The organism is Bradyrhizobium sp. CCGUVB1N3 (assembly GCF_024199925.1).
Taxonomy (GTDB): domain Bacteria; phylum Pseudomonadota; class Alphaproteobacteria; order Rhizobiales; family Xanthobacteraceae; genus Bradyrhizobium.
Genome location: NZ_JANADR010000001.1, coordinates 262,572 through 279,032 on the forward strand (window position 1 = coordinate 262,572; position 16,461 = coordinate 279,032).

Consider the following 16,461-nt stretch of genomic DNA (forward strand, 5'->3'; position numbering starts at 1 on the left):
ACCAGCAATGACAGTCAAGATCGGCGTGATCGGCTCGGGAGCCATCGGCCGCGACCATGCCCGCAGGATCAATCACGTGCTCGCGGGAGGCAAGATCGTTGCCGTCACCGACGTGAACCGGGCGGCGGCGGAGGCCGTCAAGGCGGACGTGGCACCGGATGCGGCGATCTACGCGACGGGGGAGGAAGTGGTCGCGGCGAAGGACGTCGATGCGGTTCTCGTCACCTCCTGGGGCGCGACGCACGAGCAATATGTTCTCGCAGCCATTGCCGCCGGCAAACCCTGCTTCTGCGAGAAGCCGCTCGCCACGACGGCGGAGGGCGCGCGGCGGATCGTCGAGGCGGAGGTGGCGCTCGGTCGCCGGCTCGTGCAGGTCGGCTTCATGCGGCGCTATGATGCGGGCTACGTCGCCCTCAAGCAGGCGATCCGGACGCAAACGGGAGCGCCGATCATGGTCCATGCCGCCCATCGAAACCCCACGGTGCCCGAGGCCTACGTCACGCCGATGGCGATCCACGACACGCTGATCCACGAGATCGACGTGCTGCGCTGGCTGCTGGACGACGACTACGTCTCGGCCCGTGTGCTGTTTCCACGTCGGGCCGCGCGGTCGCATGCCAAGCTGCGCGACCCGCAGGTGGTGGTGCTCGAAACGAAGAAAGGCGTTCTGATCGACGTCGAGATATTCGTGAACTGCCACTACGGCTACGACATCCAGTGCGAAATCGTGGGCGAGGACGGAACCGCATGCCTTCCCGAACCCATGGCGGTCGAGCTGCGGCTCGGTGCGAAACTGCAGAACGAAATCCTGACCGATTGGAAGGACCGTTTCGTCGCAGCCTATGACGTCGAGCTTCAGGACTTCCTGAAAGCAGCGGCGGCGGGGACGGCAACGGGTCCGAGCTCGTGGGACGGCTATGTCGCGGCGATCACCTCCGATGCCTGCGTCGCTGCGCAGGAAAGCGCAGGCGCGCCCGTCGCCATCACGATGGCGGACCGGCCGTCGCTCTACCGCTGACAAGGAGCCGGCCGATGAGCAAACTCGACGTTATCACCATCGGAAGATCTTCGGTCGATCTCTACGGCGCGCAGGTTGGCGGGCGACTGGAGGACATGGGATCGTTCAACAAGTACATCGGCGGCTCTCCGACCAACATCGCTTGCGGGGCGGCGCGGCTCGGACTGAAGTCCGGGCTGATCACCCGCGTCGGCCACGAGCACATGGGCCGGTTCATCCGCGAACAGCTCCAGCGGGAAGGCGTCGACGTGCGTGGGGTCAAGACCGACCCCGCGCGTCTGACTGCGCTCGTCCTGCTCGGCATCCGCGATGAGGACCAGTTCCCGCTCATCTTCTATCGCGAGAACTGCGCGGACATGGCACTCTCCGAGGACGACATCGAGGAGGCCTTCATCGCCGATGCCCGTGCGCTCGTGGCGACCGGTACGCATCTGTCGAACCCACGCACCGAAGCAGCCGTCCTCAAGGCGCTGCGGTTCGCCCGCGCCCACGGCGCCCGCACCGCCCTCGACATCGACTATCGCCCGAACCTCTGGGGCCTTGCCGGCCACGATGCGGGTGAGAGCCGCTATATCGAGAGCGACGCCGTCACCAGGAAGCTCCAAGGCACGCTTTCCCTCTTCGACCTGATTGTCGGGACGGAGGAGGAGTTCCACATTGCCGGCGGCTCGACCGACACAGTCGCCGCGCTGCGTGCGGTCCGGGCGCTGACCCCGGCGACACTCGTTTGCAAGCGCGGGGCGAAGGGCGCAGTCGCCTTCGCGGCGGACATCCCCGACAATCTCGACGACGGCGAGATGGGCCCGGGATTTCCGATTGAAGTCTTCAACGTGCTCGGCGCCGGCGACGGCTTCTTCGCCGGGCTCCTGCGCGGCTGGCTCGACGACGAGAGCTGGCCGAAGGCGCTCGAATACGCCAACGCCTGCGGCGCCTTCGCGGTCAGCCGCCACGGCTGCACGCCGGCCTATCCGTCCTGGGAGGAGCTCCAGTTCTTCCTGAAGCGCGGCATCAAGGTGAAGGCGCTGCGCCATGACGCCGAGCTCGAACAGATCCACTGGGCCACCAACCGGTCGGGCGACTGGTCGGAATGCCGGGTGTTCGCCTTCGACCATCGTTCGCAGCTCGAGCAGATGGACGGCTATACGCTCGCCAAGGGTGGCGCCTTCAAGGAATTGTGCCTCGAGGCTGCGCTCGAGGTGCAGGGTGGGAAGCCTGGCTACGGCATCCTTTGCGACAACCGCATCGGCCGGCGCGCGCTCCACGCCGCCTCCGGTTCGGGCCTCTGGATCGGCAGGCCCTGCGAATGGCCGGGCTCGCGGCCACTCTCCTTCGAGCCGGAGCTGGGGGCAGACTGCGGGACCCTCGGGGAGTGGGCGCGCGAGAACGTCGTGAAGGTGCTCTGCTTCTGCCATCCCGATGACGACGCGGCGACGCGCGCCGCGCAGGAGGAGAGCGTCAAGCGCCTGTTTGAGGCATCACGGCGCAACAATCTCGAATTCCTGCTGGAGATCGTGGCGTCGAAGGTCGGCGCGGTCGACGATGGGACGACGGCGACGCTGATCCGGCAGTTCTACGCCGCCGGTATCTATCCGGACTGGTGGAAGCTCGAACCGCTGGCGAGCGCCGCCGCCTGGGATGCTGCCTGCAGGGCGATCGAGGAGCACGACCGCTATACCCGCGGCATTGTCGTGCTCGGTCTCGATGCGCCCGAGGCCGAACTCGCCGCAAGCTTCCGCGTCGCCGCCGGCTTCCCGCTGGTGAAGGGCTTTGCGGTGGGGCGCACCATTTTCGCCGAGGTGGCGCGGACATGGTTCAAGGGGGGCATGTCCGGCGAGGCCGCCGTCGCCGAGATGGCACGGTGCTACCGCCGGCTCTGCGAGATCTGGGACGAGGCGCGCGCGGTGGCGCGGGAGAAGGCAGCATGACCAGGACGATCCGACTGACGGCGGCGCAGGCCATGGTGCGATGGCTCTCGGTGCAGATGACGGAAGAGGGCGGGCGCTTCATCGAGGGCGTCTGGGCGATCTTCGGCCATGGCAACGTCGCCGGTCTCGGCGAGGCGCTGCACGGCATCGGCACGGCGTTGCCGACTTGGCGCGGCCAGAATGAGCAGACGATGGCGCATACGGCTATCGCCTATGCCAAGACCATGAAGCGTCGCAAGGCGATGGCCGTGACCTCGTCGATCGGCCCCGGCGCCACCAACATGGTGACGGCGGCTGCGCTCGCACATGTGAACCGCCTGCCGGTCCTGCTCATCCCCGGCGATGTGTTCGCCAACCGTCGCCCGGATCCGGTGTTGCAGCAGGTCGAGGATTTCGACGACGGCACGGTCACGGCCAACGATGCCTTCCGGCCAGTGGTGCGCTACTTCGATCGCATCACGCGACCCGAACAGTTGTTGACCGCGCTACCGCGCGCGCTCGCCGTGATGACCGATCCGACCAATTGCGGGCCGGTGTGTCTGGCCTTCTGCCAGGACGTTCAGGCCGAGGCCTACGACTATCCGGAGGGCTTCTTCGAGGCCAAGATCTGGCGCATCCGCCGGCCGCTGCCCGACCCGCGCGAGGTCGAGGAGCTCACCGGGCTGATCCGCGCGGCCAGGAAGCCGGTGCTGATCTCGGGCGGCGGCGTGATCTATTCCGGCGCCGAAGCGACACTCGCCGCTTTCGCCGCGAAGCATAACATCGCCTTCCTGGAGACCCAGGCCGGCAAGGGGGCGAACGCCTGGACCGATCCCCTGAACTTCGGCTCGCCCGGCGTGACCGGTTCGGAATGCGGCAACGCGCTCGCGTCCGAGGCAGATCTCGTCATTGGCGTCGGCACGCGCTTCCAGGATTTCACGACCGGCAGCTGGGCCTTGTTCAAGAACGGCGCCCGCAAGCTCGTCTCGATCAATCTGCACGGCTACGACGCCACCAAGCACGGCGCGATCGGTGTGGTCGGCGATGCCAAAGTGGCGCTCGAACAGCTCTCGGCCCTGCTAGGCGACCACAAAGCGCAAGCCCCGGATGTCGCTTCGCGCGCCGCCTGGCACGCCAAGGTGAAGGCGGTGACGGCTGCGCCGGAGGGGATGGCCAACGTGCTGCCGACCGACGCGCAAGTGATCGGCGCGGTGCAGCGGGTCGCGACCGATAAGACGGTCGTCATGTGCGCCGCCGGCACCATGCCGGGCGCGCTGCATGTCCTGTGGCAGGCGGCAGCGGGCGGTTACCACATGGAATACGGCTATTCCTGCATGGGTTACGAGGTCGCCGGCGCGCTTGGAATCGCGCTCGCCGCGCCGGATAAGGAGGTCGTCTGCTTCGTCGGCGACGGCTCCTACATGATGGCGAATTCCGAACTTGCCACCGCCGTCATGCGTCGCGTCCCCTTTACCGTCGTGCTGACTGACAACCGCGGTTATGGCTGCATCAACCGGCTGCAGATCGAGACCGGCGGCGCGGAGTTCAACAACCTGTACAAGGACTGCGCCATCGAGGCCGGACCGGAGATCGACTTCGTCGCCCATGCCCGCTCCATGGGCGCGCATGCCGAGAAGGCGACGAGCATCGCCGATCTCGAGGCCCGCATCGTCGCCGCGCGTGGCCGGACCAAGCCGACCGTCATCCTGATCGACACCGATCCCGTGCCCGGCACCGGCGCCGGCGGTCACTGGTGGGACGTCGCGGTGCCAGAAGCCGGCGGCCCAGAGCGCCTGGAAAAGGCGCGAGAACGTCACGCAGTCAATTCACGATTTCAGCGCACTTTCGATTGAGGCCCTCTCATGATCCTGTACGGTACCAACCCCATCGCTTGGTCGAATGACGACGACTGGAGCATCGGCGACCATCTCTCGCTCGAAGACTGCCTCGGCGACTGCCGGACGATCGGGTTTGACGGCATCGAAAAAGGCCACAAGATGCCCGATGATGGCCGGGCGCTCAAAGCGAAGCTTGCCGAATACGGCCTGCGTTTTGCCGCCGGCTGGCATTCGACCAATATTCTCGTAAACGATATCGACACGGAGAAGAAGAGCCTTCAGAGCTTCATCGATATGGTGAGGGCTGCCGGTGGAGATCATATCAACGCGTGTGAGTGTTCGAACACGGTGCATGGCGACGACGGTGCGGCGGTCAACAATCGTCCGATCATGACCGATGAACAATGGGATCGCTTCTCGAAAGGATATGAGGAGCTTTCGAAATACGCTCACGATCAGGGCGTGAAGATGGGGTACCACCACCACATGGGCACCATCATTGAAAGCGGGGCCGATATCGACCGCTTCATGGAGATGGCCGGTCCCCATACCCGGTTGTTGTTCGACACCGGCCATGCTTTCTTCGGAGGTGCCGATCCATTGGAGGTCGTGCGCAAAAATATCGGCCGCATCACTCACATCCATTGCAAGAATATTCGCCCTGCGATCATGCGCGAGGTGCGTGAGAAAGGTCTGAGTTTCCTCGAGGGCGTGCGGCGAGGAGCGTTCACGGTACCGGGCGATCCGGAAGGCTGCATCGACTTCGAGCCGGTGCTGACGACTGCCGCCCAACATGGCTATTCGGGCTGGATCGTCATCGAGGCCGAGCAGGACAGCCTCGTGCGCGAACCGCTGAAATATCAGGGCATAGGCTTGCGCACGCTCAAGGAAATTGCCGCGCGCGTCGGGCTTGCGTAAGCACGATTGGTTGTCATGCCGCCGTCTGTGCGGCACGTCGGGAGAGACACATGGCGGAATTGCTGCGCAAGCCTTTTGGCACACACGGCAAGGTGCACGAGATCACGCCGCAATCGGCGGGTTGGCGCTATGTCGGCTTCTCGCTCTACCGGCTGCGTCCGGGCGAGCGTGCCGCGGAAACGACGGGAGATCGCGAGGTCGTCCTGGTCATGGTCGAGGGCAAGGCCTCCGTGACTGGCGGTGGGCAGGATTGGGGCAGTCTCGGCGAGCGCATGAACGTCTTTGAAAAGACGCCGCCACATTGCGTCTACTTGCCGAACGGTGCGGCCTGGGAGGCGACCGCGGAAACCGAGTGCACGATCGCCGTCTGCTCGGCCCCTGGCAAGGGGCTGCACGCGGCACGCCGGATCGACCCCCAGGGGATCCGTCTCACTGAGCGCGGCAAGGGAACGAATACGCGCTACATCAACAATATCGCGATGGAGAACGAGGACTATTGCGACAGCTTGCTGGTCACGGAGGTCTTCACCCCCGCGGGCCACTGGTCCAGTTACCCCTCACATCGCCATGACGAGGACGATTTCCCGCGTATCACCTATCTCGAAGAAACGTACTATCATCGCATCAACCCATCCGACGGCTTCGGCATTCAGCGTGTCTACACGGACGATTCGCAGCTCGACGTGACGATGGCCGTGCATGATGGAGACGTGGTTCTGGTTCCGCGCGGGCACCACCCCTGCGGCGCGCCCTATGGCTTCGAGATGTATTATCTCAACGTCATGGCCGGCCCCTTGCGCAAATGGCGTTTCCTGCCGAGTCCGGCGGTCGAATGGATCATGAAACGCGACGCCTGAGACGCGCCGCGAGGCCGTGTGATTCATCCTAATCTCATCGCGCTTTAGAAATCGGATACCTTTCCGACCGTAAATCCGGCAAAGCGCTCCGGCCGGTAGGGTTTGGGATCGACGATCGGCGCCGCGCCGGTCACCAAGTCCGCGACGAGGTGTCCGGACGCTGGGCCGATACCAAAGCCGTGGCCACTGAAGCCCGCGGCCAATATCAGCCCGGGCAGGCCGGACGCTTCCCCGATGACCGGCACGCCATCGGGCGTCGAGTCGATGTAGCCGCCCCATGCGGCGGTGATCTTCGTGTCCTTCAGTGCCGGTAACAGCTCGAGGGCGCGCCGATGCGTAAGTTCAATCGTGCTTTGATCGGGTGTGGGATCCAGGATGCGAACGCGCTCCATGGGTGTCTGGCCGCCGACGTCCCAACGGCGGAGCGTTTCATGTTCCGACCTCACGCCTTCGAGGCCGCCAGGGAGCAGACTGCGCCAGCGGCGCAAGAACATCGGCAGGAATTGCGGGGCGAAGCGGAGCTGCTGCGCGGTCGGATCGACGCGGCCGCGACCACTGATCGCGAGTGTATATCCGCCGTCGCCGCGTTTCGTCACCGAAACGGCGGTGGTGTGGAGCGCGTCCGGCAGGCCCTTCGCGCCTGCCGAGACGGACAGGATGGACGAGCGGATCGAAGCGAGCGGAAGGCGGATGCCCGCCTGGTGGCAGAAGGACGAGGACCACGCGCCGCCTGCCAGTATCGCGACGGGCGTGCGAATTGCGCCGCGCTCCGTCACGACCGCGCTGACGCGGCCACCCTCTGTCTCTAGCACGCGAGCCGCGCACATCTGGTGCACGGTGCCCCCACGCCTGAGGATCGCCCGCGCGACCGCCGGGGCTGCATTGGCGGGATCGGCGGTTCCGTCGGTTGGCGAGAAGACGCCGCCCTTCCAGATGCGCCCGGTCGCCGCGCCGCGCTGCGTCGCCTCGGTCGCATCGAGCATGTGCGTGGTCACGCCGGCCGTTCGAGCGAAATCGCGCCAGCGCGCCCAGCCATCGAGCTCGGCCTCATCGTTGCTGAGGTAAAGGAGGCCGCAGCGAGAGAAGCCGGTGCTCTCGCCGCTTTCGGCGCCAAAGCTCTCCCACAGGTCCAGGCTCTTGGTTGCGATCGGCAACTCTCGCGCATCGCGGTTCTGCTGGCGGCACCAGCCCCAGTTTCGGCTGGATTGCTCGGCTCCGATCCGCCCCTTTTCCACGAGAGCGACGCTGAGGCCCCGCAGGGTGAGATAGTAGGCTGCGAACACCCCGATAATGCCGCCTCCAATGACCACCACGTCGGCGCTGCTGGGAAGATCCGGCGAGGTCTCGATATGGCTAAGTGGCGCGGGCATCATGACGTCCTAGACTTCGCTCGCTGCATCGTAAGTCGCGCATCGGCGCGGACGGCGCTGGATTTGATGGTAGTCCAGCATTTTATGCTGTATCCTCACGATCCTGCAAAACGGCATTCTGCCCGAATGATGTGACGTCAGCGGCAGACAACGGACGCAGGATAAGTGGGTTTCTGGCTGATTTGGCCAAATTTTCTGCTGTGCCTTTCGGCGCGTGTCCAATGGAGGATCGTCAATGAAGCTGGATCGGATCGACATCAAGATCCTCCACGAACTCCAGAAGAACGGTCGCATCACCAATGTCGAGCTCGCCGAGTTGGTCAACCTGTCGCCGAGCCCATGTCTCATGCGTGTGAAGAGACTGCAGAGCGAGGGCTACATCGAGGGCTATTCGGCCCAGATCAATGTGCGCAAGCTCGGACAGACGCTGACCGTGTTCACGGAAGTGACGTTGAAGAATCATAGACAAATCGACTTTGCCCGCTTCCTGTCGGCGGTCGACAAGGTCGACCAGCTGATCGAATGCCATCTCGTCTCGGGAGGTTACGATTACATGCTGAAGTTCGTCACCGCCAGCATCGGCGAGTACCAGACGATCATGGAGCGGCTGACGGACATGGACATCGGCATCGACAAGTATTTCAGCTTCGTCGTCCTGAAGTCGCCCATCGTGCGCACGCAGATGCCGTTGACCAGCCTTTTTCCAGCTTGATCGCGCGCTGCGCCAGCCGCTTCTACTGGTGGCAATAGGCCCGCACTTCTTCGGCATTCTGTTTCAGGCTATCGAGCCAGGTGGGATCGAGTTTGGGGACCGAAGAGAACAGGAGCCGCGTATAAGGGTGTTGCGGTGCCGCCAACCGGTTCGGCGTGATCTCCTCGACCTTTTGGCCGCGATACATCACGATGATCTCGTCGCAGATCGCCTCGACGACCGACAGGTCGTGGCTGATGAAGATGTAGGAGAGGCCGAGCTCGCGCTGCAACTCCTTCAGTAGCTCGACGACCGCGGCCGCCACGACCGTATCGAGAGCCGACGTGATCTCGTCGCATAGGATAAGTGTCGGCTCGGCAGCGAGCGCTCGAGCGAAGTTCACCCGCTGCTTTTGACCGCCTGAAAGTTCTCCCGGCAATCGATGGCGCACCGATTTGGGGAGATGGACCAGATCGAGAAGCTCGCTGACGCGCGCATCGCGCGCCTTGCCCTTCATGCCGTGATAGAAGGTGAGGGGACGCCTCAAGATGTCTTCCACCGACTTCGCGGGGTTGAGCGCTGTGTCGGCATGCTGGAACACGATCTGAATCTGGCGGAGCTCGTTGCGGGTGCGGCCGCGGCCCGCTTTCCCCAATTCGCGCCCGTCGAAGATGATGTCGCCCGCATGGGCCGGCAGGATCCCGGCAATCGCCCGGGCGAGGGTTGACTTGCCGCAGCCGGACTCGCCGATGACGCCGAGATTCCGTCCCCGATCCAGCTTGAGGCTGACCGCCTCGACGGCGCTGATCAACGGCTGTCCATCACGCTTACGTGGGCCGTAGCCGACGGTCAGATTATCGACCTGAAGCAGGTGACCGCTTGTCGTGCCCTCGTGTTCAGGTTCGCGCTGCTGTGCCTTCGGCCGGAACGCCGCCAGCAGTTCCCTTGTATAGGGGTGCCGGGCCTCCTCGAGGATATTGCTGGTCGTACCGGTTTCCTGGACCGTGCCGTCTTTGAGCACGACGATCCTGTCGGCGATCTGGGCGACGACGGCCAGATCGTGCGAGACGTAGACGCCGGCGATGTTGTGCTGCGCCGTGACAGCCTTGAACGCGCGCAGCACCTCAACCTGGGTCGTGACATCGAGCGCCGTGGTGGGCTCGTCGAAGATGACGACCTTCGGCTGGCCGATCAGCGCCATCGCGGCGGCGAGGCGCTGCAACTGACCGCCCGAGACCTGGTGCGGATAGCGGTTGCCGATCGTTTCCGGCTCCGGCAATGACAGCGCTTTGAACAGCGAAAGGGCTTTCGCTTGCGCGTCAGCGGCGGACATCAGCCTGTGAATACGTGCCACCTCGATGACCTGGTCCATGATGGTGAGTGCAGGGTTGAAGGCGGCCGCAGCGCTCTGCGGCACGTAGGAGACCCTCGTCCCGCGAATGCCAGCGCGTTCTGCTTCCGAAAGTTTCACCATGTCGACGCCGGCCAGGCGCACCTCGCCGCCGGTGATCGCGCAGCCTTGCCGGGTGTAGCCCATCAGCGTCATGGCAATCGTGGTTTTGCCCGAGCCGCTCTCGCCGATGAGGGCGACGATCTCGCCTTCGGCGATGTCGAGGCTGACGCCCTTGATGATCTCGACCCGCCTGCCTGCGTCGGTCGTTGCCTCAACCCTGAGATTGCGGATCTCGACGAGGTTTCCGGTCATTCGGCGCTCCGGTCGCGGATCCTGCTCGGCAGGTTGTCGATCAGAAGGTTGACGCTAATCGTGAGGCTTGCGATGGCGAGCGAAGGAAAGATCACCGCCGGTGCCCCAAAGGGCAGGCCGCCGATATTCTCGCGAACCAGCGCTCCCCAGTCGGCATAGGGCGGTTGCACGCCGAGCCCGAGAAAGGACAGGCCGGAGAGCAGGAGCACGATGAAGACGAAGCGCAGGCCGAGGTCGGCAAGCACGGGACCGAGAATGTTGGGAAGGATCTCGGAAGCGATGAGATAGGGCAGGCCTTCGCCCCGAATGCGGGCGACCACCATGAAGTCCATTGTGTTGACGTTGACGGCGAGAGCGCGGGCGAAGCGGTAAGCTCCCGGGGTGTAGATCACCGAGAGTGTCGCAATCAGCGCCGGGATCGACGAGCCAACCGCGGCGACCACGACGAGACCGAACAGCTTGCTCGGAATCGAGTTGAGCGCATCGAGAAACCGGCTCAGCATGCTGTCGAACCACCCGCCGGCAACTGCTGCCGTCATGCCGAGCGCGACGCCGCTGAAACAGGCGATGGAGACGGCGGCAAGCGAGATGCCAAGCGTGTAGCGCGCTCCCATCAGGATGCGCGAAAAGATATCGCGGCCGAGATAGTCGGAGCCAAACCACAGCTCTCGGCTCATGGGCCCGAAATAATCGGTATCGACGATATCGCCGACCGAATGCGGGATAATGTGCGGAGCAAAAACGGCGACGCCACCCCAGAGAAGGATGATGCTCAGCGCCGACGCGCCTATGAGATTGAAGCGATAGCCCAATCGCATGCCGAACCGGCCGAACGAAGTCGCTCTCGTCATCGCAGCCTCGGATTGGACAGGACGGCGATGATGTCGGCGGCCGTGATCAATGCCAGATAACCCAGGCAGAAGATCATCGCGCAGGTCTGGATCAGCGGCAGGTCGCGGGTCGAAACGGCATCGACCATCAGCTTTGCGACACCGGGATAGTTGAAGATGGTCTCCACGATGATCACGCCGCCGAGCAAATACGATAGCGAGAGTGCGACCGAATTGACGATGGGGCCAAGCGCATTGGGCAGCGCATGTCTCAGCACCAGCCGGGGGCGCGAAGCGCCCTTGAGGAGTGCCATCTCCACATAGGGCGTGTTCAATGTCTCGACCACGGCGGCGCGGGTCATGCGGATCATCTGCGCCGAAACGCCGAATGTGAGCGTCACGACCGGCATCGCGTAGATCCGCATCAGGTCGTACAACGACTTGGCCTCGTTGGTGAGGGACAGCGCCGGCAGCCATTTGAGGTAGACCGCGAAGAGCAGCACCGCCAGGGTTGCGATCATGAACTCCGGCACCGAGATGATGCCGATGGTTGCGACGGTCACGATGCGATCGTAAAGAGTGCCGCGCCACATAGCGGCAGTGATGCCAAGCGTCAGGGCGAGCGGCACGGCGAGCGAGGCGGTCAATCCTGCAAGCTTCATCGTGTTGGCGAACCGTCCGCGTATCAGATTAGCGACCGGGACGTTGTTTGCATAAGACGTGCCGAAATCGCCCTGGAAGAGGCCGGCCATCCATCTCAGGAAGCGGATGATCGCGGGATCATTGAGATGCATGGCCTTGCGCAGACCCTCGACGGCTTCGGGGGTCGCGGATTGGCCGAGCAAGATCGTGGCCGTATCGCCGGGCAAAAGCGCGGTGGCGAAGAAGACGGCAAAGGAAACGATCACGAGCGTGATCAAGGCGATGAGAAGCCGCCTCACCACAAGCGACGCAACTTGTCCTCTCACATTCGCGCTCCCGCACCACGCCGGGTTTTTCAGCTCATGGTTCCGATGGCAGGAGCCAGAGCAGGGACCTCGCTATGCGCCGGTCAGGCGGTAAGCCAGACGTACTCGGCGAAGGCGTAGCCCATCATACCGCCGAGCGGGTTGGGCTCCAGTCCCTTCAGCTTGGCAGTGATGGCATCCACATTGGAGATGTAGGCCGGAATGATGGTGCCCGCTTCTTCCGACACCAGGACCTGCATCGCGTTATAGATCTCGCGGCGCTTGGCCTGATCGAGCGAGCCGCGGGCCTCGATCAGCATCTTGTCGAATTTTTCCGAGCTGAACCGGCTTTCGTTCCACGGCGCATCCGACTTGTACAGCAGGGAGAACAAGATGTCCGGCGTCGGACGCGGGTTGATGTTGCCGAAGTGGATCGGCGCCTTCAGCCAGTAATTGCTCCAGTAGCCGTCGGAGGGTACGCGCTTCACATCGAGCTTCATGCCGATCTGGGCGGCCGTCGCCTGGACGATCATGGCCATGTCGATCGCCGAACCGGCCGCATCGGAGGTGATGACCTCAATGGTCTGGCCGAGAACGCCGGCTTTCTGGAAATGGAATTTGGCCTTTTCCGGATCGAACGATTTAGGCTTGAGGGCCGCGTTGTGGTAGAAGTTGGCGGGCGACACCGGTTGATCATTGCCGACGACGCCGAAGCCGCGCAGTGCCGATTTGACGATCTGCTCGCGGTTGACGACGTATTTCATGCCCTCCACGAAATCCCGGTTGTTGCCCGGCACCATGTCCATGCGCATGTTCAGGTCGGTGTAGGTGCCCGACGTGGTCGTCGACAGCGCGAAACCAGTCTGGCCTTCGAGCAGGCGCACCGATCGCGGGTTGATCGACGCGGCGAGTTGGATGTCGCCGGACAGCAGGGCGTTGATCCGGGCGTTTTCATCAGGAATGGCGAAAAACTCGAATGAATCGACGTTCGGACCGCTCTTGAAGTAGTTGGGATTTCGTACGCCGATCGAGCGCTCGCCGGGTTCGAATTTCTTGCACGTGAAGGCACCGGTCCCGTTACCTGCGGAGAAATCGGTCGTGCCGTCGGCCACGATCATGAAGTGATGCATGGACAGGATCGTCGGGAGATCTGCGTTGGGGCTCGCTAGCGTCACCTCGACGGTCGTCTTGTCGACGGCCTTGAAGTCGGTCATTTGGGAAGCGATCGCCGCGACTTTCGACCCGGTTGCCTTGTCCAGGTGGCGCTTCAGCGAGAAGATGATGTCGTCGGCGCTGAGGTCCTTGCCGCTATGGAAGGTGACGCCCTTCTTCAGCTTGATCGTCCAGGTTTTGGCATCGGCGCTCTCGATCGACTCGGCGAGCTCCATCTGGGGCACGCCTGCCTGGTCGAGGAATGTCAGGCGGTTGTAGAAGGAGCAGCAGCGCACATAGTCGGTCGACAGTGAGGCTTTGGCCGGATCGAGCGTGTCGGCGGTCGAGGAGGACCAGGCCGCCGCTTTCAGAGCGCCGCCTTTCACGGGTGTCGCCGCCAACGCTTGCGACGCGCGGCCGAAGACCGCGCCGGCGGCAGCCAGTGCCACGCCATTGGCGAGCATGAACTTCAGGAGGTCGCGGCGCGAAGCCCCGCGCCGAATAGCGCTCTCGACCATGGCGTCGTCTGAACAGGACCAGTTCGTCGTCGTGTCGCTCATGTCAATCCCTCGTCGCTGGCTAAGGCTATGGCTCTTGCTGCGGTGAGCGGCAGATTGTTCTGTCGCGCCATTATGGTGGATGCCGGCCCGGTCTCTGCAAAACGACCAGGCCGCGGCGCCCCTTAAGGACTGCATTCTTTCCCGCGGTCGAAGTCTGGCAGGATAGTCCCGCGGCTGTGGCCGAAAAAACCACGGACCGCGGCACAAAATTGCGAAGATGCCTCGGTTTCTAGTATTTCGGACCTGCTTGCAGCCGCCCCATTGTGCATGCCTACTAATATTGCAGTGCGGCGCGAACTTCGGCATCGGCCAGCGTATCGTCGAGCGTCCTGGCGGTGCGCTCGATGATGGCGTCGATATCGGACTCCGAGCAGCAGAGCGGCGGGGCATAGCCCAACACGCCTGTCGGGAAAGCCCGGATGACGAGGCCGTGTTTCCAGGCGCGATCGAAAATGCGCTTTGCTGGTTCGGCTGCGGCGGGAAGCGGTGTCTTGCGTTGCTTGTCGGTGACGAGTTCGATGGCGGCAAGCATGCCACGGCCCCGCACATCCCCGACAAGGGGATGATCCCTTAGCGACTGAAGGCCCGCCATCAGACGTGCACCCGCCTTAGCACCATTCGCGAGCAAGCCGTCTTCATAGAGACGCAGCACTTCAAGGGCGACCGCGGCACTGACCGGATGCGCGGAGTAGGTATAACCGTGGCCGATGGCGCTGGAACCCGCCGCATCGGCGATCGTGTCGTAGACATGATCCGACAGGAACACCGCGCCCATCGGCACGTATCCAGAGGTCAATCCCTTGGCGACGGTCATGAGGTCCGGGACGATTTCGTCCTCGCTGCACGCGAAAAGCGGTCCGGTCCTGCCGAACCCGGTGATGACCTCGTCCGCAACGAAGAGGATGCCATAGTCCTTGCACCGCGCGCGCATCGCTTTCATCCAGCCTTTGGGCGGCACGAGCACACCGCCTGAGCCCTGGATCGGCTCGGCATAGAATGCGGCGACGCGTTGCGGGCCTCCGATCTCCTCGATTTTCGCATCGAGCGCAGCCAGCGAGGCTGCGATGATGGCGTCCCCGTCCGCTCCGGCTGGATTGCGATAGACATAGTGCGACGGAATCCTGTGCTGCCAGTTGAACGGCAAGCCGAACCCGGCATGGAAAGCGGGCAGGGCCGTCAGCCCGGCGCCGACGGCCGACGAGCCGTGATACCCCTGTTCGACGGTGATGAAATGCTCACGCTGCGGCTCGCGGCGGGCGTGCCAGTAGTAACGGATGAAGCGGACCGTGCTGTCGACTGCATCCGAACCGCCGAGCGTGAAGTAGACGTGGTTCAGGTCACCGGGAGCTCGCTGCGCCAATTCCGCGGCGAGCCGGATCGCCGGCTCCGAGCCGAGGCTGAAATAGCCCGTTGCGTAGGGAAGATCCTGCATCTGCCTGGCAGCGGCCGCAACGATACTCTCATGCCCATAGCCGGCATTGACGCACCAGAGCCCGGCAAAGCCGTCGATGAGCTGATGTCCGGAAGCGTCCGTCACGGTCGCTCCCTTGGCCGACTTCAGCACCCTGACGCCGGCCGCCTCATGCCCCCGGTAGGATGTGACGGGGTGGACGAGATGAGCCCGATCGAGCTCGATGAGTGAATTGCTGAGCATCAAGGTCTCCGCTTATCCAAAAGCCTGGCTGGCGAGGGCGAATGCCGTGAATGTCGCGCCGCTGGACCGGGCAACGACGGGGCGCTGCATGACAATGCCCTCGTCCACCGGGACGAGGCCCTTGTCCGTGAGCCAGGCTTCCAATTGAGAGGCCTCGGCAGTATCCACGCGAACGAAGCGTCCTTCCCGCCCGGCCATGAAATAGGCGAGCAGAGCCTTCCCGCCGTCCGCGTTCGCGGCCACAACAGGACCGATCACCTCACCTCTGCCGAAGGCGCGTGACGCCGCAAATCCGGCGATCCTTTGGCCATCACCGAGCACCGCGAGATGGCCGACCTTCACGAGGGCACGGAGCAGATCTTCCCGGCCAGCACCGTATGAGCTCCTGTCGAGCGCGAGGATCTCCGGGATATCGCGAGGCTCTGCCGGCCGGACATTGGCGGGCAAGGTGACACGCAAGGCGTGTCCCTGATGCTGGACGATTGTTCCGGTTCGGCAAAAGCCGAGCTTCTGATAGAGCGGCAGGCCTTCACTCGTTGCAACGAGCCTCAGCGCACGCTCTCCCGCCAGCGCGATGGCTGCCTCCATGAGCTGACGGCCCAATCCGCGTCCACGAGCGGCTTCATCGACGATGACCATATTGATGGTTGCGACATCCCGCTGGTAGGGCGTCATCAGAACCGTCCCGACAACGGTCGAAGCATTCGCGTCCAGCGCGACGAATCCCGCGCTCAGGTCGAGTGCCAGTTGCCAGTCCTCGAGCCGGTGCGGCCACTTGGCTTGACGTGAAAGGCGCAACGCACCTTCGAGATGTTCGGGGCGGAAGGCGGTGAGCGAGATGGTGCTCTGGGTCATCGAGTCGTTTTCCTGTCCGGCGCCAGTCTCGTATTTTGGCGACGTGCAGATCGTCTGAAGGCCGCCGCGCGAACGATATCTTCCACCGCAGCCAGCGGAAAAGCCGCATCTTATGCCGCACGAGTGCTCTATTGTTGCGGCTCTGACATTGCGCGAGTACAC

General features: G+C 63.8%; 13 protein-coding genes. 6 read left to right on the forward strand and 7 right to left on the reverse strand.

The annotated features are described in order from the left end of the window. The first annotated feature begins 7 nt into the window (after window positions 1-7). From NLM33_RS01170 to iolB, 5 genes are read left to right on the forward strand one after another with little or no spacing between them, the layout of a single operon-like run. On the forward strand, window positions 8-1,018 hold the full coding sequence (locus NLM33_RS01170; RefSeq protein WP_254093949.1) for a Gfo/Idh/MocA family protein: 1,011 nt from the start codon (window positions 8-10) through the stop codon (window positions 1,016-1,018). 14 nt (window positions 1,019-1,032) lie between these two features. Continuing rightward, on the forward strand, window positions 1,033-2,943 hold the full coding sequence (gene iolC / locus NLM33_RS01175; protein WP_254093951.1) for a 5-dehydro-2-deoxygluconokinase: 1,911 nt from the start codon (window positions 1,033-1,035) through the stop codon (window positions 2,941-2,943). Further along, window positions 2,940-4,775 carry a 3D-(3,5/4)-trihydroxycyclohexane-1,2-dione acylhydrolase (decyclizing) gene (gene iolD / locus NLM33_RS01180; RefSeq protein WP_254093953.1) on the forward strand — a complete coding sequence of 612 codons (1,836 nt, stop codon included), beginning with the start codon at window positions 2,940-2,942 and terminating at the stop codon, window positions 4,773-4,775. The genes iolC and iolD overlap by 4 nt, the downstream gene beginning before the upstream one ends. 9 nt (window positions 4,776-4,784) lie before the next feature. Beyond that, window positions 4,785-5,678: a myo-inosose-2 dehydratase gene (gene iolE / locus NLM33_RS01185; RefSeq protein ID WP_254093954.1), complete on the forward strand. Its 894-nt coding sequence runs from the start codon at window positions 4,785-4,787 to the stop codon at window positions 5,676-5,678. Window positions 5,679-5,728: 50 nt separating this feature from the next. Further along, complete coding sequence (iolB, locus tag NLM33_RS01190; protein ID WP_254093955.1) at window positions 5,729-6,535, forward strand: 5-deoxy-glucuronate isomerase; 807 nt, start codon at window positions 5,729-5,731, stop codon at window positions 6,533-6,535. A 44-nt stretch (window positions 6,536-6,579) separates the two neighbouring features. On the opposite strand, the gene NLM33_RS01195 is transcribed toward iolB, so the two are convergent. Next, window positions 6,580-7,905 (reverse strand): FAD-binding oxidoreductase, encoded by a 1,326-nt coding sequence (locus tag NLM33_RS01195; protein WP_254093956.1) that lies wholly within the window; start codon window positions 7,903-7,905, stop codon window positions 6,580-6,582. A 235-nt stretch (window positions 7,906-8,140) separates the two neighbouring features. On the opposite strand from NLM33_RS01195, the gene NLM33_RS01200 reads away from it, so the two are divergent. After that, complete coding sequence (locus NLM33_RS01200; protein ID WP_254093957.1) at window positions 8,141-8,617, forward strand: Lrp/AsnC family transcriptional regulator; 477 nt, start codon at window positions 8,141-8,143, stop codon at window positions 8,615-8,617. Between the two features lie 22 nt (window positions 8,618-8,639). Here NLM33_RS01200 and NLM33_RS01205 read toward each other — a convergent pair whose 3' ends face one another. From NLM33_RS01205 to NLM33_RS01230, 6 genes are all read right to left on the reverse strand, one after another. Continuing rightward, window positions 8,640-10,301, reverse strand: coding sequence for an ABC transporter ATP-binding protein (locus NLM33_RS01205; RefSeq protein WP_254093958.1), 1,662 nt, complete (start codon window positions 10,299-10,301; stop codon window positions 8,640-8,642). Then, on the reverse strand, window positions 10,298-11,152 hold the full coding sequence (locus NLM33_RS01210; RefSeq protein ID WP_254093959.1) for an ABC transporter permease: 855 nt from the start codon (window positions 11,150-11,152) through the stop codon (window positions 10,298-10,300). The genes NLM33_RS01205 and NLM33_RS01210 overlap by 4 nt, the downstream gene beginning before the upstream one ends. Continuing rightward, entirely contained in the window at window positions 11,149-12,099 is a 951-nt protein-coding gene (locus NLM33_RS01215) for an ABC transporter permease (RefSeq protein WP_254093961.1), read from the reverse strand. Before NLM33_RS01215 ends, NLM33_RS01210 begins: the two co-directional genes overlap by 4 nt. A gap of 83 nt (window positions 12,100-12,182) precedes the next feature. Beyond that, window positions 12,183-13,790: an ABC transporter substrate-binding protein gene (locus tag NLM33_RS01220; protein ID WP_254093963.1), complete on the reverse strand. Its 1,608-nt coding sequence runs from the start codon at window positions 13,788-13,790 to the stop codon at window positions 12,183-12,185. 274 nt (window positions 13,791-14,064) lie between these two features. Next, the gene (locus NLM33_RS01225) at window positions 14,065-15,444 is read right to left on the reverse strand and encodes an aspartate aminotransferase family protein (RefSeq protein WP_254093965.1); all 1,380 of its coding nucleotides are present in this window, start codon (window positions 15,442-15,444) and stop codon (window positions 14,065-14,067) included. Between the two features lie 12 nt (window positions 15,445-15,456). Continuing rightward, window positions 15,457-16,299 (reverse strand): GNAT family N-acetyltransferase, encoded by an 843-nt coding sequence (locus NLM33_RS01230; protein ID WP_254093966.1) that lies wholly within the window; start codon window positions 16,297-16,299, stop codon window positions 15,457-15,459. Between the last annotated feature and the right edge of the window lie 162 nt (window positions 16,300-16,461).

What these genes read in the sequence shown, in the direction of transcription:
- NLM33_RS01170 (WP_254093949.1), top strand. Translation starts at nt 8, where the DNA reads ATGACAGTCAAGATCGGCGTGATCGGCTCGGGAGCCATCGGCCGCGAC.
- iolC (WP_254093951.1), top strand. Translation starts at nt 1,033, where the DNA reads ATGAGCAAACTCGACGTTATCACCATCGGAAGATCTTCGGTCGATCTC.
- iolD (WP_254093953.1), top strand. Translation starts at nt 2,940, where the DNA reads ATGACCAGGACGATCCGACTGACGGCGGCGCAGGCCATGGTGCGATGG.
- iolE (WP_254093954.1), top strand. Translation starts at nt 4,785, where the DNA reads ATGATCCTGTACGGTACCAACCCCATCGCTTGGTCGAATGACGACGAC.
- iolB (WP_254093955.1), top strand. Translation starts at nt 5,729, where the DNA reads ATGGCGGAATTGCTGCGCAAGCCTTTTGGCACACACGGCAAGGTGCAC.
- NLM33_RS01195 (WP_254093956.1), bottom strand. Translation starts at nt 7,905, where the DNA reads ATGCCCGCGCCACTTAGCCATATCGAGACCTCGCCGGATCTTCCCAGC.
- NLM33_RS01200 (WP_254093957.1), top strand. Translation starts at nt 8,141, where the DNA reads ATGAAGCTGGATCGGATCGACATCAAGATCCTCCACGAACTCCAGAAG.
- NLM33_RS01205 (WP_254093958.1), bottom strand. Translation starts at nt 10,301, where the DNA reads ATGACCGGAAACCTCGTCGAGATCCGCAATCTCAGGGTTGAGGCAACG.
- NLM33_RS01210 (WP_254093959.1), bottom strand. Translation starts at nt 11,152, where the DNA reads ATGACGAGAGCGACTTCGTTCGGCCGGTTCGGCATGCGATTGGGCTAT.
- NLM33_RS01220 (WP_254093963.1), bottom strand. Translation starts at nt 13,790, where the DNA reads ATGAGCGACACGACGACGAACTGGTCCTGTTCAGACGACGCCATGGTC.
- NLM33_RS01225 (WP_254093965.1), bottom strand. Translation starts at nt 15,444, where the DNA reads ATGCTCAGCAATTCACTCATCGAGCTCGATCGGGCTCATCTCGTCCAC.
- NLM33_RS01230 (WP_254093966.1), bottom strand. Translation starts at nt 16,299, where the DNA reads ATGACCCAGAGCACCATCTCGCTCACCGCCTTCCGCCCCGAACATCTC.